Origin of the sequence: Lacticaseibacillus chiayiensis, assembly GCF_004123795.1 — a bacterium.
GTDB lineage: Bacteria > Bacillota > Bacilli > Lactobacillales > Lactobacillaceae > Lacticaseibacillus > Lacticaseibacillus chiayiensis.
Window position 1 is genome coordinate 76614 of sequence record NZ_MSSM01000005.1, and the last position, 20208, is coordinate 96821.

18 protein-coding genes are annotated in these 20208 nt (G+C 47.1%); 3 read left to right on the plus strand and 15 right to left on the minus strand.

The features are described 5' to 3' along the window. Positions 1-38 precede the first annotated feature (38 nt). The gene (locus tag BVJ53_RS02545; protein WP_129301008.1) at positions 39-2621 is read left to right on the plus strand and encodes a YfhO family protein; all 2583 of its coding nucleotides are present in this window, start codon (positions 39-41) and stop codon (positions 2619-2621) included. 98 nt (positions 2622-2719) lie between these two features. Here BVJ53_RS02545 and BVJ53_RS02550 read toward each other — a convergent pair whose 3' ends face one another. The 12 genes from BVJ53_RS02550 to BVJ53_RS02605 form a co-directional block, all read right to left on the minus strand. Further along, positions 2720-3019, minus strand: coding sequence for a HesB/YadR/YfhF family protein (locus BVJ53_RS02550; RefSeq protein ID WP_129301009.1), 300 nt, complete (start codon positions 3017-3019; stop codon positions 2720-2722). Then, positions 3000-3665 carry a response regulator gene (locus BVJ53_RS02555; protein ID WP_010487944.1) on the minus strand — a complete coding sequence of 222 codons (666 nt, stop codon included), beginning with the start codon at positions 3663-3665 and terminating at the stop codon, positions 3000-3002. Before BVJ53_RS02555 ends, BVJ53_RS02550 begins: the two co-directional genes overlap by 20 nt. Further along, positions 3658-4722 (minus strand): sensor histidine kinase, encoded by a 1065-nt coding sequence (locus BVJ53_RS02560; RefSeq protein WP_167470154.1) that lies wholly within the window; start codon positions 4720-4722, stop codon positions 3658-3660. Before BVJ53_RS02560 ends, BVJ53_RS02555 begins: the two co-directional genes overlap by 8 nt. Continuing rightward, positions 4719-5423, minus strand: a complete 705-nt coding sequence (gene liaF / locus BVJ53_RS02565; RefSeq protein ID WP_129301010.1) for a cell wall-active antibiotics response protein LiaF — start codon at positions 5421-5423, stop codon at positions 4719-4721. The genes BVJ53_RS02560 and liaF overlap by 4 nt, the downstream gene beginning before the upstream one ends. Positions 5424-5650: 227 nt before the next feature. Further along, on the minus strand, positions 5651-6121 hold the full coding sequence (greA, locus tag BVJ53_RS02570; RefSeq protein ID WP_010487938.1) for a transcription elongation factor GreA: 471 nt from the start codon (positions 6119-6121) through the stop codon (positions 5651-5653). Between the two features lie 66 nt (positions 6122-6187). After that, the gene (gene udk / locus BVJ53_RS02575) at positions 6188-6826 is read right to left on the minus strand and encodes a uridine kinase (protein ID WP_129301011.1); all 639 of its coding nucleotides are present in this window, start codon (positions 6824-6826) and stop codon (positions 6188-6190) included. A 232-nt stretch (positions 6827-7058) separates the two neighbouring features. Further along, positions 7059-8210 carry an endolytic transglycosylase MltG gene (gene mltG / locus BVJ53_RS02580; RefSeq protein WP_129301012.1) on the minus strand — a complete coding sequence of 384 codons (1152 nt, stop codon included), beginning with the start codon at positions 8208-8210 and terminating at the stop codon, positions 7059-7061. Between the two features lie 178 nt (positions 8211-8388). Further along, entirely contained in the window at positions 8389-10800 is a 2412-nt protein-coding gene (gene pheT / locus BVJ53_RS02585; RefSeq protein ID WP_129301013.1) for a phenylalanine--tRNA ligase subunit beta, read from the minus strand. A gap of 1 nt (position 10801) precedes the next feature. Continuing rightward, positions 10802-11848: a phenylalanine--tRNA ligase subunit alpha gene (gene pheS / locus BVJ53_RS02590; protein ID WP_129301014.1), complete on the minus strand. Its 1047-nt coding sequence runs from the start codon at positions 11846-11848 to the stop codon at positions 10802-10804. A gap of 380 nt (positions 11849-12228) precedes the next feature. Continuing rightward, a complete protein-coding gene (locus tag BVJ53_RS02595; protein WP_129301015.1) occupies positions 12229-12615 on the minus strand; it encodes a winged helix-turn-helix transcriptional regulator in 387 nt (128 codons plus the stop codon). A 230-nt stretch (positions 12616-12845) separates the two neighbouring features. Continuing rightward, positions 12846-13349, minus strand: coding sequence for an HD domain-containing protein (locus BVJ53_RS02600; RefSeq protein WP_005684434.1), 504 nt, complete (start codon positions 13347-13349; stop codon positions 12846-12848). Between the two features lie 83 nt (positions 13350-13432). Beyond that, complete coding sequence (locus BVJ53_RS02605) at positions 13433-14194, minus strand: TrmH family RNA methyltransferase (protein WP_129301016.1); 762 nt, start codon at positions 14192-14194, stop codon at positions 13433-13435. A 245-nt stretch (positions 14195-14439) separates the two neighbouring features. On the opposite strand from BVJ53_RS02605, the gene BVJ53_RS02610 reads away from it, so the two are divergent. Together BVJ53_RS02610 and yidC are read left to right on the plus strand one after the other, a co-directional pair. After that, complete coding sequence (locus BVJ53_RS02610; protein WP_025013374.1) at positions 14440-14721, plus strand: acylphosphatase; 282 nt, start codon at positions 14440-14442, stop codon at positions 14719-14721. A gap of 58 nt (positions 14722-14779) precedes the next feature. Beyond that, positions 14780-15766 carry a membrane protein insertase YidC gene (gene yidC, locus BVJ53_RS02615; protein WP_129301017.1) on the plus strand — a complete coding sequence of 329 codons (987 nt, stop codon included), beginning with the start codon at positions 14780-14782 and terminating at the stop codon, positions 15764-15766. A 162-nt stretch (positions 15767-15928) separates the two neighbouring features. Here yidC and BVJ53_RS02620 read toward each other — a convergent pair whose 3' ends face one another. The 3 genes from BVJ53_RS02620 to gndA form a co-directional block, all read right to left on the minus strand. Then, on the minus strand, positions 15929-17515 hold the full coding sequence (locus BVJ53_RS02620) for a HAMP domain-containing sensor histidine kinase (protein WP_167470155.1): 1587 nt from the start codon (positions 17513-17515) through the stop codon (positions 15929-15931). After that, positions 17515-18201: a response regulator transcription factor gene (locus tag BVJ53_RS02625; RefSeq protein ID WP_003565833.1), complete on the minus strand. Its 687-nt coding sequence runs from the start codon at positions 18199-18201 to the stop codon at positions 17515-17517. The genes BVJ53_RS02620 and BVJ53_RS02625 overlap by 1 nt, the downstream gene beginning before the upstream one ends. Positions 18202-18588: 387 nt before the next feature. Then, positions 18589-20007, minus strand: a complete 1419-nt coding sequence (gene gndA / locus BVJ53_RS02630) for an NADP-dependent phosphogluconate dehydrogenase (protein ID WP_129301018.1) — start codon at positions 20005-20007, stop codon at positions 18589-18591. Positions 20008-20208: the final 201 nt, after the last annotated feature.

A 20208-nucleotide genomic window follows, 5' to 3' on the forward strand; every position in this document is an offset into this window, starting at 1 on the left:
ACCGGAATTAATTTTAATTTAGAAGTTGGTGGGTCCTTGTGCGACAACGATGGTTAAAAAACAATCCGCTGATCCTTAGCTTTTTACTGCCGGGATTGTTAGTCGGTTTTTATTTTGCCATTCGCGGGGTCTTCCCATTTGGCTCCAGCAGCGTGCTCACGGTTGATCTAGGTCAGCAGTATATTGATTTTTTTGCCTATCTTCGTCAAACCTTGCTCGGTCATCCGGGACAGCTTTTTTATGCCTTCAATAAAGGATTAGGCGGCGATATGTTTGGCGTCTTTGCTTATTATTTATTGAGTCCATTTAATTTGTTGGTGGTTCTTTTCCCCACTGACATGCTGGATGTTGCTGCTTTTTTGATCATGATTCTAAAAATCAGCACAGCAGGCTTGACCATGGGATGGTATGCCAAACGCCACGGGGTTAACGGGCTGATGATTCCTGCTTTTGGATTGGCTTATGCACTCAGTGGTTGGTTTATGGCGAATAGTTTCAACTTGATGTGGTTAGATGCAGCGATTTTGCTACCGATGATCGTTCAAAGTGCAGAGGCAATGTTCACCGAGGGACGGACCATGGCCTACATCAGCTGGCTGGCGGCTGCCCTTATCATCAACTTTTACACAGGCTACATGATTGCTTTGTTTCTGGTATTGTACGCTGCTTATTGGCTCGGTGCCCATGCCATGTCTTGGCGGCATACATGGCGCATCGGGTTGCGCTTCACGGTCGCAAGCTTAATGGCGGGTATGTGCAGCGCCGTGGTGCTCCTTCCGACTTGGTTTCAACTGACCCAATCCAAAGCTACTTATACGGTCAAAACGTTCCAGTGGCGTTTTGAATACGCACCAGATCACTTGTTGAGCAAGCTGATCCCGGGCAGTTTCAACTTTGATCAAATGCCTTCGGGGTTCCCGAACATTTACATTGGCGCCTTAGGATGTGTTCTGGTAGTTCTTTTCTTTTTATCCAAACAGCAGTCATGGCGGCAAAAAATCGCCGCTGCCTTGATGACCGGTTTTTTACTGCTTTCGTGCATGTTCGAACCGCTGGATTTATTGTGGCATGGTTTTCAATTTCCGGTTTGGTATCCATACCGTTTTACGTTTGTTTTGTGCTTCTGGTTCCTGAGTTTAGGTATCAACAGCCTGACAAAGATAGAAACAGGATTATCGCTTCAAAAGCTCGTCATTTTGCTAATCGTATTCGGGCTGATTTACGTTGATGTGGCACTTAATCTGAACCACTTCAGCTTTTTGACTTTCGGTAATCTCGTGTTTGGCATCGGTTCACTGTTGCTGGTACTAGTGTGGCTCAGTCTCGACCAGCATCGGCCGTTATGGTTTGGCTTTGCCATCGTCCTAGTCGATATGAGCGGCAGCATGATTCTGACGCTGAATCAGTTGGCTTACCTCGACCACCGTGATTACCACGATTATACCGCGGCACTGATTCAAGGAGTCAACGCCGTTAAGAAAGACGATCACGGATTTTTTCGCATTGGCAAAACCACGATTCGGACGCGTAACGATCCGATGACCGGCGACTATCGCGGAGCCGATCAATTTAACTCGCTGCTCGAGCCTGCTTTGCCGAAATTCTTTGGACAAATTGGCCAACCCGAAGACGATGGATCAGTGGCTTACACCAATGGCACGTTAATCACCGATAGTCTGATGGGGATGAAGTACTTTTTGACGCCGGCTCATGCGCGGTCTTCTCTCCCTGATGCCGGGCAACGGCCTGATTTAAAGTGGTATCGACAAGTGAATCGAGTTGGCCCTTGGAAAATTCTGCGATCGCCATTCGCTCAACAAATCGGCTTTGCGGCCAGTACCGATTTACTGAAACAGCAGCTTTATCGTGATACGCCTGTTGCCAATCAATCGTTTATTCTCCAGGCCGCCCTGGGAAAAGACACCGTTCCTTATTTTAGCGCGGTGCCACTCCCCGAACCGACGCTTTCTGGCGTTCGCCGCACAACATCAAATGGCACTTCGACATTTACCAAGGTTGGTCAGGGCCGCCATACTGTGACCTATCGTTTTAAACCACAAGCAGGAAAGTGCTACGTTCTGACGCTTGGCAGTCAATTTGCCAATCACCTAGTGAACCTCAAGCAAAATGGAAAAACTGTGGTCCTACCTGACAGTTTTAATGACACGATAACAGTGAACGTCACACCTAAAAGAGGATTAGAAGAACAAGCCTTAACGTTTCAGCTCAATAAAAAAGAAGCGTGGTTTGATAATCTCGGCCTGTATCAAGCTGATGTCGGCATTATTCAGCATGATCTCAAACAGTTACAAGTAGGCGGTTGGCGGGTTAAGCGCGTCACTGACACCACTATCACTGCTGATGTCACCATCCTTAAATCACGCCAAATGTTGCAAACAACGATTCCCACGGCACCAGGCTGGCACGTCCACGTTAATGGTCGTCCGGTTTCAGTCAAAACCAGTCTAGGCTTTTTCATGGCGATCCCGCTTAAGCCCGGGCACTATCGCGTTACCATGCGTTACACATCGCCACTATTGGGATGGGGCAGCCTGATAACGATTATTGGCTTGCTTCTGACAGCAAGCTGGTCGTACCGCCAGACCTGCAGAAAATCGTGAAATAAGCAAAAAGGATCCTTGGACAATAACAACTGGCCAAAGGATCCTTTTTTATTTGTGGCAGATCACTAACATGCGAAGTATGCCAGCAAACTAGCCTATTCTTCCTTAAATTCGTATTTAGGTTCATCCAGATGGGCATCGTAATCAACCGTCATCGTAAGGTTTTCAAAGAACCATGCATCAGTCGGATTGACGAAATACGTCACACCGTCTTTATCAACCGACATGATTGGATGCTCGGGATGATCATCCCTTGTCATGCCCACGCTAAAGCCATCATGAACCTGGGTCTTGCCATAAGCTTTCCCGAAGAAGCGAATGCCGGCACCTTGATCCGGTAAATTCAATTCACGGTGAAACCATTGACTTGCTTTATCAGTGATCGCGAGTTGCAACCCCATCATCTCCTTGATCATTTTTGACCAGACCATGCTTGAGTGCATAAATCGCTGCTTGGGTCCGGTCCTCGACATCCAACTTGGCTAATATGTTTGAGACGTGCGTTTTAACCGTTTTTAAAGTAATAAATAGCGCCGAGGCAATTTCCTGATTCGACTTACCCTGCGCAATCAACTGCAAAACTTCACGTTCACGGTTCGTCAGTTCGTCATACTGCGGTTGCGGATGGTTCATGCGGTTCATCATTTTGGTGGTCACTTGCGGCTCCAGTACCCGTTCGCCCTTAGCAGTCTGACGAATGGCTTTGGCAATTTCTTCCGCCGTTGCGGTTTTAAGAATATAGCTTGCCGCCCCTGCCTCCATGGCTGGATATACTTTGGCATCATCGATGAAACTGGTCAAAATGATAATCCGCGCTTGAGGCCATGCTTTCAGGATCTCCTTGGTTGCCGTGATACCATCTTTTACCGGCATTACCAGATCCATCAAGATAATATCAGGCCGATCCTTCAAAGCCATATCGACACCTTCCTGGCCGTTTTCAGCTTGATCGACCACCTCTAAGTCAGGCTGAACGCCAATATACGTCGCCAGTCCCAATCGAACCATTTCGTGATCATCAACGATCAATACTTTAATCATGCGCAACATCCTTTGATAACGGTACTCTGACTTCAACACTGGTTCCTTGACCAACTACACTCACGACCTTGGCTGTTCCGCCCATGGCCGCCGCGCGTTCCTTGATATTAGCAAGACCATAGTTCCCGTTGCCACTAGTTTCTTTTGGATCAAACCCAACACCATCGTCAACCATACGCAAAATAACCATATCTTGCAACCGCTTCAGATAAACTTCGAGGCTGTCGGCCTTCGCATGGCGTAAAGTATTGCTAAGCAACTCTTGAACGATTCGGAAAAGATTATCCTCAGTCGCAGCATTTAACTTAATGTCATCCAATTGCCATGTGATTTTGATTGTAATCTTGGTTTGCAATTCTTTCAACAACTGAATGATTCCCTGCTTTAGCGACTTACCTTCAAGGTTGGTCGGACGTAGATGTAATAGCAACGCTCGCATTTCCGCCTGGGCTTCATTAATGACCTTTTGAATCGTATCCAACTGCTTCTGCAAAGCTTCCTGCTTGGGATCACGTTCGGCAACACTCCGCAATGCCGATAACATCATCATCGCCGCAAACAACTGCTGGGAAACGGAGTCATGCAGTTCTCGGGCTAACCGGTGCCTCTCACCGGTCAGAATGGCCTCACGGGTTTCGCCGGAAAACCGGACAGGCGTATTGCTATAACGTTCAATTTCACGTTGTAAGCGTATCATTTTTTGCCGTAACGCTTCAAGCAAGTCAGCCGGCTGTTGGCCTAATGCGGTAACTGCTTGCTGGGAGCGGTTAAAAATCGGTGCCTGATATTGTCCGGCATTTAATTGCGCCAGCCGACTATCTAACTGATTACGCATCACTCGTAGCCGCCACAACACGATTATGGTAGCACCGGAACTAATCAGCAAGGCGCCAATAAAAAGATAAACAAATAACGGCGCTGAAAGCACGTTCGCTAACAATAATTGCAAGAAATCATGATGGGTCACTTTTGCCAGCATAAATACCAAACAAGTCTCGACTAAAATCGTCCAAACCATCAGGATCAGAAAGAAAACGACTAACATCCGTCTCCTCATACTGCCAGCACCTCCAAGTCGCCCACCACCACATTCGTGATAATGTGGATTCGGCGTGGCGCATCGTCATAATCCTGCGAATAGGCTGTCACGCTTTGGCTATGCAACATCGAATCGGAATCTTCAAAATGTAGCCGCCCATAAAACGTCGCATGTTCCACTGCAACGCCAACACCCACAGGAACCAGAACCCTGGTTTTACCAAAGCCCTTGCGAACCATAATCACGCTGTCGCCTTTGGGTAAAAAAGTGTCGCCTAGGTCAATGATGGTATCACCGGCTGGCACTACCATGTTGATGTCATCCCAGTCATAACTGGGTGCAATCGTTTGCCGCCGCGCCCAGGAACGAATCGTTCGGCGCCCGGCTTTTTTGCCAGGAGCTTCCGTGACTGGGGCCACGTACTGTTTATGATTCCAAACCGAAAAACCTGCTTTTGGCTTAGTCAGCACCATCATCAAAAAGATGCCAGCCACCAGCAATATTAGCCAGATAGCAGGATTAATAAAAATTCCCAGCACCATTAAAACACCGCCAAATGTGACGCTGAAAGTGCGGAGTCGGTGCCAATGCATGCCTAAGAAAAGAAACAGAAAACCAATCAGGATCGTTGCCAACGCCATGGGATTCGTGATGATCTGGAATCCTAGCCAGAGTAAGAGCGCAAATTCAATCCCCAAAAACAGTTGCCAGCGGCGCATTTGCGATCCCTCCTTTTAATCAAAATCGTGAACTTATCTGGTAGAGAGGCATCACCTAATTCGTAGCCCACTACCATATCCTTGACTTATTATAACGAATCAAATGCTCGCTAGCTTAGGGCGTAAGGCTGATATTCACTGGCAAACGACACTCACTCATAATAAAAGCCGGCAGCCGCGTCCTCTTGATCAGGATGCGACTGCCAGCCAGACTTTATGAATAAGAATTAACCTTCAACTTTTGTAATCGTCACGGTCATTTCGCCGCCTGGGGTGTTGATGGTGACTTTATCGCCGACTTTGCGACCAATAAGTCCTTGGGCAATGGGACTTTCATTACTGATCTTACCATTAAATGCATCGGCTTCCGCTGCCCCGACGATTTCGTACGTTTCCTCATCACCGTCCTCTTCAAAGGTGACCTTTTTACCGATGGAGACTTCGTTTTTGGCAACTGCCTTGGCGTCAATAATTTCAGCGTACCGCAACATCGTCTGAATCGTCACGATTCGGTTTTCAAGTGTGGATTGTTCATCCTTGGCCGCTTCATACTCGGAGTTTTCGGACAAATCGCCGAACCCCCGGGCCACCTTGATCCGCTCAATAACTTCTGGGCGTTTCTTGGTTTTCAATTCTTCAAGCTCATTTTCAAGTTTCTTTTTACCTTCTGCTGTCATCGGATAGCTTTTGTCTGCCATAAAATACTTACCTCGCTTCTTATTTTCCTTAGTCACTTTATTAATCCGGAAGCCATTTGTCAATGACTACTCTTGCAAACCGCGTTCCGTTAGAATGGCTTTTATCTTAGTCACCAGCAAATCAATGGCAACCTGATTCTGACCTCCTTCTGGAACGATCAAATCCGCATAGCGTTTCGTCGGCTCTACAAATTGATGATACATCGGTTTTACGGTTTTTAAATATTGATTAATGATGGAATCCAGTGTCCGCCCGCGCGAAACCATATCCCGTCGAATCCGACGAATCACCCGAATATCATCGTCTGTATCAACAAACACCTTGATATCCATCATGTTACGCAATGATTCATCATCAAGAATCAGAATCCCTTCAAGAATAATGACATCTTTAGGTTCAAGATGCACCGTTTTATCCGAGCGGTTATGAACCGTGTAATCATAGACTGGCTGATCAACCGCATGGCGATGGATCAACTCATCCAGGTGATGCTTCAGTAACGGTGTGTCAAATGCCAACGGATGATCATAATTAATTTTCTTCCGCTCAGAGAACGGTTTGTCACTTTTCTTATAATACGCATCCTGTGCCAGCAAGAGCAAGGAATGCCCTGAAAAGTGATCGAAAATCGCCCGACTGACACTGGTTTTCCCACTGGCAGAGCCACCGGTCACGCCAATCACAATGGGTTTCTTTTGCTGCATCTGCTGGCCTTCTTTCATTAGATCCTTAACAAAAAACTGCGCACAACAGCCTTGGAAATGATGTTCGGCATTCAACCATCACTTCCAAGGCCGTTTTTCTTTAATTGGGTAACTAAACTTTTGCCATTGCTGCTAACACGATAAAACTGTTCCGTCTTGCCTGTCAAGATCAGCAAAAAAGTAAATCGCGCCACTAAAGCCGTTGATATGCATGCTATGACCGACGCGCGGCTTACTTATTAGCCGCCGCATTGTCGCTAGCAAATTTAGCCGTGTTCGCATCGTGTTGTTCACGCGTGGTAGCATACAGCACTTCACCGGTCTTCAGGTTAGCAACAAAGTACAAATAGTGCTTGCTGCGATCATTTGGACTCAACACCGCTCTGACACTTTGCTCACTTGGCGAATCAAAAGGACCCGGTCCGTAGCCGGTATGCACGTAAAGGTTATATGGCGAATCAACACTGGTATCCTTATTGGTCAAATGGGTTTTATGCGTGTTTAAAGCATACATGACCGAAATATCGGATTGCAATGGCATACCCGCATCAATGCGGTTCAAGAAGACGCCGGCAATCGTTCGACGGTCTTCTTGGGTCACCCCTTCACGCTCAACCAACGAAGCTAAGGTCATGACCTCCTGAACCGTATAGCCCTGTTTCTTGATACTCTTGTAGTAACTTTGCATGACACTGTTGGTTTTTGCTAACATCGCTTCAACCAAATCTTCTACCGTCTCGCCTGCACTAACACTATAAGTAGCTGGAAAAAGGTACCCTTCCAGGCGATAGCGAACACCCTTGGCTGAAGCAGCAGAACTCAGAAGCTGCGGATATTTTTTGGCCATTTTAGCAAAGAAAGTCTGATTTTTCATGAGTGCCATGAACTTCTTGCTTGTCAGATTCTGATTTAACTTGCCCAGCTTATTCACGGATGTTGCGATTTGCTCAATCGTCGCGCCTTCTTTAACAAGCAATTGTCCGGCAGCGGTGGCTTCTGTGCCGCCAGCCCGCAATTTTTGAATCACCTGATTCATCGAATCGCGTTGTGTCAGCTGGTAACTGCCTGCCTGAAAATCGGCAATGTTGTGAAACTTGACGTAATAATTGAACACCATGGCACTTTTAATCACGTGCTTAGCTTCCAATTTGGCAGCAATTTGTTTAGTGGATGAACCTACAGGCACCGTCACATTAACAGATGTCTGACCACTAGGATTCACCGGCTGAAGTGCGGAGTGGACATACCGGTAGCCCATCAGGCCAACAATCACGAGCACCGCAAACAAGATGCCCAGAACCCACGCGACAATCTTCTGCGACGCTTTTTTTTCATCGGCACGCAACCGCCGTTTATCCTCTACATGTCGGGATCGCCTATCCAAAAAAATGCCCCCTTTAACGCTTTTGCTCATCGTGGCTTAAACCAAACCATACCTGTGATCCAAACCAGAAGCATTCAAGCTGCTTATGTAACCAAACCCACTGCCAAATCATCTTCGACAGCGGCTTAATAACCTAGTGACCATCATACCCAACTGCGTAGCAAATTGCGACCGATGATTAACGAATCTCAGCAGCTAAATCTGATTCTAACGCCAATTTAACGCGATCAAAGGCTTGCGTCACTTCGTCTTCAGTCAGGGTCTGATCGTCACGACGATAGGTGAGGGTATACGCCAAACTCTTTTGGCCTTCAGCAACATGTTTGCCTGAGTAAACATCGAAAAGTTTGACCTGCTGGAGATAAGCGCCGCCATGCTGACGGAAGACATCCATCACTTGTGCATTTGTGATTGTCTCGGCAACCTGAAGTGCAATATCGCGTGTGACAGCCGGAAACTTCGGCGCTGGTTGGGCAATCTTTTCCTGTTTTGGTGCAACGAACAACGCATCAAGATCCAACTGAAAGACAAATGTCTCGGGCAAATGATGGTCGTGCGCAAATGCCGGATGCAAGCGTCCCAGAAATCCGATACGCTCGTCACCGACAAAAATATCGGCAGCTTGGCCTGGATGAAGTTCGGCCACTGTCTGCGTAGCCACAAACCGCACCGGCTCTGTCAAGGAATAATCCTCAAGCAAGTGGGTGACAATTCCTTTAACATAAAAGAAATCGATGGGACGGGCATCTTGGCTCCAAGTCTTAGTCGTCACCTGACCGGTCAATGCACCGCCCAAGTACTCGATTTCAGTCGGGCGAACCTGATCTCCGGTTTTGGTGAAAATGCGGCCCTGCTCATAAATCGCCACATTGGTTTCTTTACGAGCCCGATTGTATTTAATGACATCCAATAACCCAGTAACCATGTTCATGCGTAACACAGCGTGATCGGTCGTCATCGGTGAATCAACCCGGGTTGGTTTACCTGGTTGCAGTTTGAATTGCTCGGCCGCTTTGGCAGTTGTTAAGCCATAAGTGATCGCTTGCGTCAAACCCAATCCCTCAAGTAGATGACGCGTCCGCCGAATGCGTTTCTGCTTTGGAGTATATTCCCCGATTGTCATGGTTGTCGTTGGCAAGGTGCTTGGTAAATTGTCAAAGCCATAAATACGCGCTACTTCTTCCACCAAATCCGCTTTAATGTGAATATCCCAGCGGCGTGGCGGAATCGCAACCGCAAACAAGCCGTCTGCGACTGTGACGCCAAAACCTAACTGCCGAAAAATGCTGGTTATCTGGTCTTCTTGCAGCTCAGTGCCTAAGACGTGATTGATGTGGTCTAATGAGATATCTACCACCACATCCTTGGCTTCAATAGCAGTCGGACTCAGTGTGCCTTTTGCGGATTGACCGCCACCCAGTTCAGCCATCCAAGCGACAGCAGCATCCAACGCGTCATTAATATCAGCCACATTGATGCCTTTTTCGAAGCGGGAAGACGCCTCCGAGCGCAGATTATATTTCAAGGCGGTTTTCCGCACATTAACCGGATTAAAACTGGCCGCTTCAACGACAACGGTTGTGGTTGTTTCGGAGATTTCCGAATTCAAGCCACCCATGACCCCTGCCAAAGCAACCGGCACCTGACCGTTTGTGATGACAATATCGCGATCATCCAGTTCATGCTCCCGACCATCCAAGGTGGTTAGCGGCTCACCGTTTTTTGCTCGCCGAACTTCGATGTGCTGGCTACCAAGTTTGGCATAATCAAACGCATGCAGCGGCTGACCGTATGCCAACATAATTAGATTCGTAATATCGACAATATTATTAATTGGCCGAACCCCGGCATTCCAGAGACGCCGCTGCAACCAGAGTGGACTTTCTTTAACCTTAACACGATCGATGACCCGTAGCTGATAACTCGACGCATCTTGGGCATCTTTGACCTCAGCGCTTAGATAATCGGTGATCGGCTTCGTGCCCTCAGTTAACGGTTTTTCGACAAAATGCGGTTTTTCCGCATAAGTGGCACCGACCTCCCACGCGACACCACGCATGCCTAAAGCATCCGCGCGGTTTGGTGTGATTTCAAAATCCAAAATGGCATCATGCATGCCTAACGCGGCTAACGCATCACTACCTGGCTTCAGTGGTTCGTTGAAAACATAGATGCCGTTTAAATAAGCCTTCGGTACCACATTTTCATTAAAGCCGATTTCCTGAAGCGCACAAATCATGCCGAGACTTTCTTCGCCGCGGATTTTGCCTTTTTTAATTTTGACATTATCCGCAATCCGCGCGCCTGGCAGTGCCACAATGACCGTTTGTCCTGCAGCGACATTCGGGGCACCACAAACAATCTGTCGCGGATCCGCTTCACCAACATCCACCTGACAAAGTTTGAGATGATCAGAATTCGGATGCGGCTGACTTGTCAGCACTTTACCAACCACAATTTTCTTCAATCCGACATCAGGGTGCTTAACCCCATCGATTTCAATTCCGGTTCGGGAAACTTTGTCAGCCAGCTCCTCTGGTGATACTGGTACATTGACAAGTTCTTTTAACCAATCATATGAAACGTTCATCTTAACCCTCCTGGCTGAACTGCGTTAGGAAGCGCAAGTCGTCTGTATAAAAGCTGCGAATATCGTCAATACCGTATTTCAGCATGGCAAACCGATCCGGACCGAGGCCAAAAGCAAAGCCACCATAGACATCGGCATCAATCTTGGCCGCTCTCAGAACATTTGGGTGCACCATACCGGCACCGAGGACTTCAATCCACCCGGTATACTTGCAAACCGGGCAACCTTTGCCGCCGCACCGGAAACAGGAAACATCAACTTCGACAGACGGTTCCGTGAATGGAAAATAGCTGGGCCGCAACCGAATCGTTCGCTCGGCGCCAAACACGTGCTGACACATAGCCAATAAGGTGCCTTTGAGATCGGCCATGGTAATGTGCTTATCAATGACCAACCCCTCCATTTGATGAAACTGATGGCTGTGTGTGGCATCGTCATCATCGCGGCGATAAACCACGCCCGGGCTGATCATCTTCAACGGTCCTTTGCTGAAATCATGCTTTTCCATGGTTCGCGCCTGCATTGGGCTCGTCTGTGAGCGCATCAGCAATTCATTGTTGATATAAAAAGTTTCCTGCATATCACGCGCCGGATGGTCTTTGGGGATGTTCATCATTTCAAAATTATAATGATCTTCCTCAACTTCCGGACCGCTCAGAACTTGATAGCCCATACCCATAAAGAAACTTTCAAGATCATCCATAATTTGGATAATGATATGTGGTGTACCCGCAACAACTGGATCGCCCGGTAACGTTACATCGATAGTTTCCGACGCCAATTTGGCATCAATAACCGCCTGTTCCAGTTGCACTTTACGAGTCTCAATCGCGGCACTCAACTCATCACGAATTTTGTTGGCAAATGCACCGACTTTTGGCCGTTCGTCAGCCGCGAGATCCTTCATCCCGCGTAGAACGCTGGTAATCGGGCCCTTCTTTCCTAATAGCTGTATGCGAATCTGATTCAAGTCATCCAATGAATCGACTTCTTTAATGCGGTTGTTGTTTTGTTGAAAAAGTTCTTCGAGCTTGGTTTGAAAATCCATTTTCTTCCTCCTTGATTACTGACTGCAAGCAGCATTTTATGCATTTGAAGGCATAAAAAAAGTCCCTCTTCAAAAGGGACGAAGCGTCGCGGTACCACCCTTGTTCATGATCATACACTGATCCATGCACTCAACAAGGTAACGGCCAGGCCGGAGCTTTCTAAGTGTTGCCACCTCAAAAGTCAACTCGGAAAGTGAAGACAAACATTTTGGTAAGAGACGTCTCGCAGTCCTTTGAACGTCACTCCCTGTCTTACCAGCCTGTTTGGGCTTTCGTCATGGTTTTTATGTTTTTAGATAGAACAAGCTTAGCAAATTGAGCGCTGACGTCAAGAGCTGATTTTTCAGTTGGCCCCCGTTAAAAAGAAAAAACGCGTGAATCACGCGTTTTTCTGAGTCTCATTAGCGTGGCACTCTTCATCCGAAACCCAGGCATCGCCCCAAGCGTGCGCTGCTGCCATCACCGAATTCAAAGCGCGGCCTTTATCTGTCAGTGCATATTCGATCAACGCTGAGTCCTTATGGGTCAACCGATTAATCAGGCCTTCGCCCTCGAGTTCTTTCAGCCGTTCAACCAAAACCCGGTCCGAACAACGCGGAATCAGCTTCGCAATATCCTTGAAACGGGAGTTGCCATTGTTCAATAACACTTCCAGAATCAAACCATTCCATTTCTTGCCTAAAATTTCAAACGTATGCTGAAATTTAGGACAAAGAGCGACTTGCTGACTTTGACAATCGGATTTACTGGTTACTGTTGCATCCACTCTACTCACCTCATTATTCCCACTTACTTACATTTAGATAGTATAAGCATACCACACTGGCAAAATATTACAACCCGATGTATAAGAAAGTCCAGACAAACTTGCTCAATTAGCTAATAAAGTAACTCAGTAGGTTCATTTGGGACAGTCTCTCTTCTAAAAAAGAACCGCGGAAATGCTTCCGCGGTTCCCGTGTGGACAGCGGCAACTTCCACTGTCATCTCACGATCCTAATTTAAAGCTTTTAAGTGAGTGTGAATCGGATGCCGGAGCTTGTGCATCCATGGTACGACGACCTCATCCATCGCAGCATAATCATCAACTAGGGAAACAACAAAACTTTCCTTGTATTTAGGCAAGCCAACTGTTGCGCCCCACATGTGCTTGATGATGATGTCTTTTTCCATCGGTGACAATTCGGTCAGCTTCTCAGCATTCCGTAAAGCAATCCGGGGATGGATAAAGGCATGCGTCCCCAAGTCAAACTTGGTTTTGCGCCAATCATAGTAAAACAAATCGTGCAACAAGCCTGCTCGGGCGATCGCACGAACATTCAGATGCAGCCGTTTCCCGATCAGATAGCTCTGATAGGAAACACTGATCGAGTGCTCCAATCGGTTAGAATAATGATGTTGCGGGTGTTCTGCCAGTCGCTGAACCTCAGGCTTGGCCAATAAATCAGCCACATACCCTACGTACTCAGCATCCGATTGCCAATCGCGTTTTTTGCTCAAGACATTTGCTCCTTTTGTGGTTTGATGAACACACTTATAGTATAACAGCTTCCACGCCCAAAAGGCACCTTCATAATAGATTCTTAATCCCCAACCAGATGAAACATCATGACTGCCGCTGCGACCGCAACATTCAACGATTCCGCCTTTCCGCGAATGGGAATATACAGGTTTGTATCGGTTTGCTTTAAAAGAACAGGATCCATCCCGTTGCCTTCATTGCCGACAATCAAACCGAATTGGGCACTTGGCTGAATCTGGCGATAACTTTTAGCTTTCTCATTGAGTTCTGACCCATAAACCGGAATGCCGGCACGTTGCAGCGCTTTGATGATCGGCATCAGCTTGGCGGAGACAATGCGGACGTGGAACTGACTTCCCTGCATAGCCCGCAAAACTTTTGGTCCAAAGGCATCGGCCGTTCCCTGCCCGAAAATCACGGTCTTAATGCCGGCAGCATCTGCCGTACGTACCAAGGTGCCCACATTACCGGGATCCTGAATCGCATCTAACAATAAAAATTGGCCACTCAAGGGATCAGGTAATTGCTCAGCCTGCCGCGGCATCACGGCAAAGATACCTTGTGGCGTTTCGGTATCACTGAGATGTTCCGCCACCGATTCCGAGATCTGGGTGATCTTGTCATAAAACGGCTTGAGCACGCGATCATCCAAATACTTTTCGGTAGCATAAATATCGTAAGGCGTCTGACCACTCGCCAGCGCCTCCTGAACTAAGTGGCGCCCTTCTAATAAGTAGCGACCGGCGTCTTTTTGATGTTTCTTAACGGTTAACTTTTTAGCAGTCTTGATTCTGTCATTCTTAGGTGATGAAATATACTCCATAAAAATTCTCCTTCTAATGCCAACGTTCGGCGTTTGTCACTTTTGGCGACAAGCCATCTTTTTAAAAATCCAACTTTAGTCCATTGTCGCCGTAACTATAAGCCTTATGCTACACTAGTATGGACTGTGGAGAAAGCACGGTAGAAGACTTTGATGCTTTTTCACAGGCGGTTTTCTCACGAAATGAGCGCTCTTGGAAGCTTTTGATACTAGGAGCGCGTGATAGCAAGAAAGGAAGTGTCTTTTTGGTCAAACTCGCAAAACAAATCGTCGTCCGTGGCCGGGTGCAAGGCGTCGGTTTCCGCTGGGCCACGAAGATGATTGCAGATAATCTAAACATTAGTGGCACCATCGAAAACCGTTCTGACGGCTCTGTTTTCATTCAGGCAGCCGGCGAACCGCTTAATCTGGCCAAATTTGTCGCCCAGGTTAAAGCAGGCCCCAATCCCTATGCAAACGTTTCGACTTATGAAGAGAAGCCACTGGAAAACATTCCTGATTTCCACGGTTTTCGCGTCACTGGTTGAATCCATTCAGCCCATACAGTATAGTTAAACCCGATGACATTTTGAAGGGAAATTATTCATGCACAAGTCGAAAAAAGTATTTACACTAGGAATTGTGGGCTTATTGCCTTTACTATTAGCCGCGTGTTCACCGACTACGAAACAAGGGGTCACGCTTAAACCACCAACGGATCCATTCTTTGGCACTTTTTATAAAGTCATTGGGTTGCCACTTCAGCATCTGATGGAATGGATCGCTGGGTTTGTTGGCACATCAAGCAGCTATGGGATTGCGATAATCGTGATCACTTTACTGGTTCGCTTGATCGTGTTACCGCTCATGTTGCGACAACAACGGACCATGACAGCCTATCAGGAAAAACAAAAAATCCTTCAGCCACAACTGAAAATTGTCCAAGAAGCAACCAAAAAGGCCAAGACCCCGGAACAACAATTAGCCGCGAATAACTACATGCGGAAAATTTATTCCGCCAACGGAACGAGTATGATTCCGTCCATGGGCTGTTTGCCGATGCTCATTCAGTTGCCGATTTTCTCAGGCCTGTATCAGGCCATTGCGTACTCACCGGAAATCTCGCGTGCGACCTTTTTTGGCATTCAGTTAGGTCATTCCAACTTCATTGTCACGATTTTAGCAACCTTGCCTTACATCGTTGTCAGCCTGATCATGTTGCAGGGCGTGCCGCCGGAGCAACGAAAGGCAATGCAGACAACAGCCTTTTTGAACCCGATCATGACGTTTATTTTTTGTATGATGTATAACGCTGGGTTGGGTCTCTATTTTGGCGCTGGCGGCATCATCCTTATCATTCAACAAGCCATTGTGACTTATATCGTAACGCCTAACATTCGTAAGCGACTCGATGAAGAAATGGAAGAAAATCCGCCAGTCATTGTCGTAAATGAACATACCTTTGATGACTGGGGCAAAGTTACCGCTACGGCAAGCGCAACTGGCAACAGTCACCAGCCAGCAGATCCTGATGCTATCGACCATAACAAATTACGCAAGCGTAATGCCGGTAAGCAGCGACCGCGCAAATAAGCCGGTCAAATTTCCAAGTCGCCCGTTTTTTCGAGCGGCTTTTTTGATACTGTGCGCGATCACCTTCAACCGTGCGATAACAAAATCGGCTGCAGAGACAAAATTTGTCTTTGCAGCCGATTTTGCGTGAAAAGCGCTACTCGTTTTCTGTCAACTTCGAAGTCACAAATTACTTTTAATCGTGGTACCGCTTTTTGGCGCAGCCGCCTGCTTGGCTTCTTCCTGAGCCTTAAGTGCCTTAGCTTTTGCTTCAGTAATCGTCGGCAAATCAATCCGGAAAATAGAGCCGTGGCCCAGCGCCGAGTCAACTTCAATTTGGCCGTGGTAACTTTCGATTAACTGCTGAGCGATCGATAAACCGAGCCCATTGCCGCCTTTTTCCCGACTACGAGCTTTGTCGACGCGGTAAAAGCGGTTGAATACGCGATGCCGATCTGCTTCGGCAATGCCTTCGCCGAAATCCTGCACGGCCAAAGCAACGCCATCCCCGCTGCTTTGGGCCATCGAAACGTGGATCTCTTTTCGGGTAGTCGAATATTTGACCGCATTATCCATTAAAATAATCATGACTTGCTCTAGATGATTACGATACATACGAACATACGTTGTCTTCTCGAGGTCATCATCTAACGTAAAGGTGAAGTCGGGATGAATCATACGAAAATCAGCGACAACCTGTTGAACGGTTTTATGCACATCGACCACGGCATTAGGAAATTGGACATCCACCTGATCGGCCCGGGTCAGATCCAGCATCTCCTGAATCAGGCTCTTCATGCGAGTGATTTCCTGCAACGATGCCTTCAAAGACTCATCTAAAACCTCAGGATCATCCTTGCCCCACCGATTCAACAGTTGCAGGTGGCCTTCCAAAATGGCAACCGGCGTCCGCAATTCATGTGATACATCCTGCACAAATTCGCCTTGCTGGTCAATGTACCGCTGAATGCGATCTAACATGCCGTTAAATTCGAGCACTAGATCACCAAGCTCATCGTTACGTTTGAGCGCCGGTATTCGGACAGTACTTTCAGGCTCCTCATTCACCACATCAATGGCATTCGTGATTAATCTAATTGGTTTTAAGAAGCGCGTTGCCAAAATATAACCAATCAGAATTGAAATCAATACCGCCGCAAAGCTTAAACCCACGATTAGTAACGTGATTTCGTGCATGGTCGCATGAAACGCCGTTAGTTTATTCGTTACTTGTACATAACCAATTAAGTTAGAATTCGTAGCCGAGTATATCGGCGCAGTGCCTACCAGACCATTAAAATCGCCAATATGGCTCTCTTGTACCTCGGTACCATGAACCTTGCCTAATGTGATGGGCGTATCCCGCGACTGAAAAATATTCGTACGATCACGTGAGAAAACCGATACGCTCACATCAGCCTGCGCCAACTTTTGAATCACCGAATCGGAGAAAATTCGTTCTCGTGATTCACTCGGTGCCGGTAACGAAGGTTGGTCCGATGCTGTTGTCCCTTCCAACCGCGGAACAACCTGGGCAATGGTCAAATCGCCACTGACTGGGGAAAGTCGTTGGACGACGGTACTAAGCGTGTCCGTGACGGTTCGGCGCTCCTGATTCAAAAGGATTTGTCGCATCGCGCCGTATAGAATCATCGAAAAAGTGACAAAAGTGACAAAAATCCCAACACCAACCGTTACGGCCCATTTGACCTTTAACGAGATGCGGGGACTTTTCTTCTTTTGCCCAGTAACTGTCTGTTTAATTGCCATCACGAACGCATGACATAGCCGGTTCCCCGAACCGTCTGAATATAACTTGGTTCACCTGGCCGATCGATTTTGTTACGAATATAGCGGACGTAGACATCGACAACATTCGTTTCAACATCGGAATTGTAACCCCAGACCTTGGAAAGCAAGACATCACGGGCCAAAACCACGTTGACGTTCTCCATCAAAGTCAGGAGCAATTCATACTCACGCTTGGTCAGCTCAATAATGTCATCACCGCGGCGAACAACCCGGTTTTCCTTCTCAATCACAAGATCACGATATTTGATCGTAGTTTGTTTGGCCGTGTTATTTTCGCCTTCGATGCTAATTCGGCGTAACAACGCGCGTAATCGCGCCAGTAATTCTTCGATGGCAAAAGGCTTGACAATATAATCGTCAGCGCCGTGATCCAAGCCACTAACACGATCAATCACGGAATCACGAGCCGTCATCATGATAATCGGCGTATTCTTGACCTGACGTACCCGCCGGCAGACTTCAAGGCCATTCAACTCCGGCAACATCAAATCAAGCAGAATGGCATCCCAGTCTTCAGCCAACGCCGCCTCAAGTCCGGTGCGGCCATTGAAATGGACTTCTGTTTCATAGCCTTCGTGTTTTAGTTCCAGCTCGACAAATCGAGCAAGATTTTTTTCATCCTCAATAATCAGTATTTTACTCATCAGGGTCTCCTTATGCTTTCTTAGTAGCACCACACACGCAGCGCAGCTTTATTCGTGATTTCTCATTAAAAAACGATGCTAAGCCAGTTTAGCACAGTTTTCTCATTTTGGCTATAAGCCGCGTGATGATGGGCACAATTACCTTTGAAAAAAGTTTGCTCGGTGATTTTCTCATTTTTCAATCCGGATAGATTCTCATAAACAGGTCCACTCTCATACTCAACCCCGTTACCCACTCGCTCAGTACTTCTCTAATTTTATTTTCATAAGTGGTCTATCGATAATGACTATCAAGCCATCGATGTACATCTTTAGCTCAACCTCTAACTAAAAAAGAGTCAACCCGCCTTGATTGCGGATTGACTCGATTGATTGGTTATTAAGATTTTAAGCCTCGTGGTACCAGCTATAATGGAAAATACCTTCACGATCGGTGCGTTCGTAAGTATGGGCACCAAAGTAATCGCGTTGTGCCTGCGTCAGGTTAGCAGGAAGAACTGGTGAACGATAAGAGTCGTAGTAGCTGATCGCTGCGGAGAAACCAGGAACCGGCACGCCTGCCTTAACTGCAAGACCGACCAGATCGCGAACACTTTCCTGATAATTCTTGGCGATATTCAGGAAGTAATCATCTAACAACAAGTTTTGCAAATCTGGCTTTTTGTTGTAAGCATCGGTGATGTTTTGCAAGAAACGGGCACGAATGATGCAGCCGGCACGCCAGATTTTTGCCAATTCACCATATTGAAGATTCCAGTCGTATTTTTCTGAAGCGAAGCGCATCTGTTCAAAGCCTTGTGCATACGACATCAACTTGCTGAAGTACAGAGCCTTGCGAATCATTTCGATGGCTTCTTTTTTATCGACCGAAACGTTAGCAACTGGCTTCGGCAAAACCTTGCTTGCTGCTACGCGTTCCTGCTTCATTGCACTGATGTAACGTGCATAAACGGATTCCGTGATCACACTTTGCGGAACCCCTAATTCAAGTGCTGATTGTGACGACCACTTGCCGGTGCCTTTGTTACCCGCGCGATCCAAAATGACATCTACAATCGGCTTGTCACTGCCAAGATCATCCTTGCGTGTCAGAATATCGGCGGTAATGTCAATGAGATAAGAGTCCAATTCGCCTTTGTTCCATTCGCTGAAGATGTCGGCAATTTCTTTAACATCCAAGCCAAGGAAGTTCCGCATCAAGTTGTAACTTTCAGCAATCAGTTCCATGTCACCGTATTCGATACCATTGTGAACCATTTTGACATAATGGCCAGCCCCATTTGGCCCGATATAGGTCACACATGGCGCGCCATCGTCAGCTTTTGCAGAGATGGCTTCAAGAATCGGCGCAACCAGATCATAGGCTTCTTTTTGGCCACCTGGCATGAGCGACGGACCGTGGAGCGCGCCTAATTCGCCGCCAGAAACACCCATCCCGATGAAGTTGATGCCCGATTTGTCTAATTCGGCACTCCGCCGCATGGTGTCTTCAAAGAACGTATTCCCACCATCAATTAAAACGTCGCCTTTATCAAGCAGCGGCAACAATTCTTTGATGACCGCGTCAGTGCCGGCGCCAGCTTTGACCATCATAATAATACGCCGCGGCTTTTCCAGCGAAGCAACAAAGTCCTCGATTTTATAACTTGGTACCAACTTCTTATCTGGATGCTCATCCACAACCGCCTTGGTTTTACTTCCGGTTCGATTGTAGATTGCAACGGTATTGCCGCGGTTTTCAATGTTCAAGGCAAGATTTTTGCCCATCACGGCCATGCCAACAACCCCGATTTGTGGTTTATCCATCACGTGGACCTCCTCATTAATTTCAACATTTACACCACTCATGTTAGCAGAAACAGCCTTGATTTAACAGTCTTCAGAAGGCTTGCCAGGCAGGTAAACTGTATTATTTTCAAGCTAGTCAAGTTTAGACTGAGTAGTGACCAAACCTATAAAAAAGCAGTGCCCCGACTTATGCCAGTGGGCACTGCTTAATTCATGACT

Excerpts from the sequence above, each read along its gene's own strand:
- BVJ53_RS02555 (WP_010487944.1), bottom strand. The coding sequence starts at position 3,665 with ATGATTAAAGTATTGATCGTTGATGATCACGAAATGGTTCGATTGGGA.
- BVJ53_RS02560 (WP_167470154.1), bottom strand. The coding sequence starts at position 4,722 with ATGAGGAGACGGATGTTAGTCGTTTTCTTTCTGATCCTGATGGTTTGG.
- liaF (WP_129301010.1), bottom strand. The coding sequence starts at position 5,423 with ATGCGCCGCTGGCAACTGTTTTTGGGGATTGAATTTGCGCTCTTACTC.
- greA (WP_010487938.1), bottom strand. The coding sequence starts at position 6,121 with ATGGCAGACAAAAGCTATCCGATGACAGCAGAAGGTAAAAAGAAACTT.
- udk (WP_129301011.1), bottom strand. The coding sequence starts at position 6,826 with ATGCAGCAAAAGAAACCCATTGTGATTGGCGTGACCGGTGGCTCTGCC.
- pheT (WP_129301013.1), bottom strand. The coding sequence starts at position 10,800 with ATGAACGTTTCATATGATTGGTTAAAAGAACTTGTCAATGTACCAGTA.
- pheS (WP_129301014.1), bottom strand. The coding sequence starts at position 11,848 with ATGGATTTTCAAACCAAGCTCGAAGAACTTTTTCAACAAAACAACAAC.
- BVJ53_RS02605 (WP_129301016.1), bottom strand. The coding sequence starts at position 14,194 with ATGGAGTATATTTCATCACCTAAGAATGACAGAATCAAGACTGCTAAA.
- yidC (WP_129301017.1), top strand. The coding sequence starts at position 14,780 with ATGCACAAGTCGAAAAAAGTATTTACACTAGGAATTGTGGGCTTATTG.
- BVJ53_RS02620 (WP_167470155.1), bottom strand. The coding sequence starts at position 17,515 with ATGGCAATTAAACAGACAGTTACTGGGCAAAAGAAGAAAAGTCCCCGC.
- BVJ53_RS02625 (WP_003565833.1), bottom strand. The coding sequence starts at position 18,201 with ATGAGTAAAATACTGATTATTGAGGATGAAAAAAATCTTGCTCGATTT.
- gndA (WP_129301018.1), bottom strand. The coding sequence starts at position 20,007 with ATGGATAAACCACAAATCGGGGTTGTTGGCATGGCCGTGATGGGCAAA.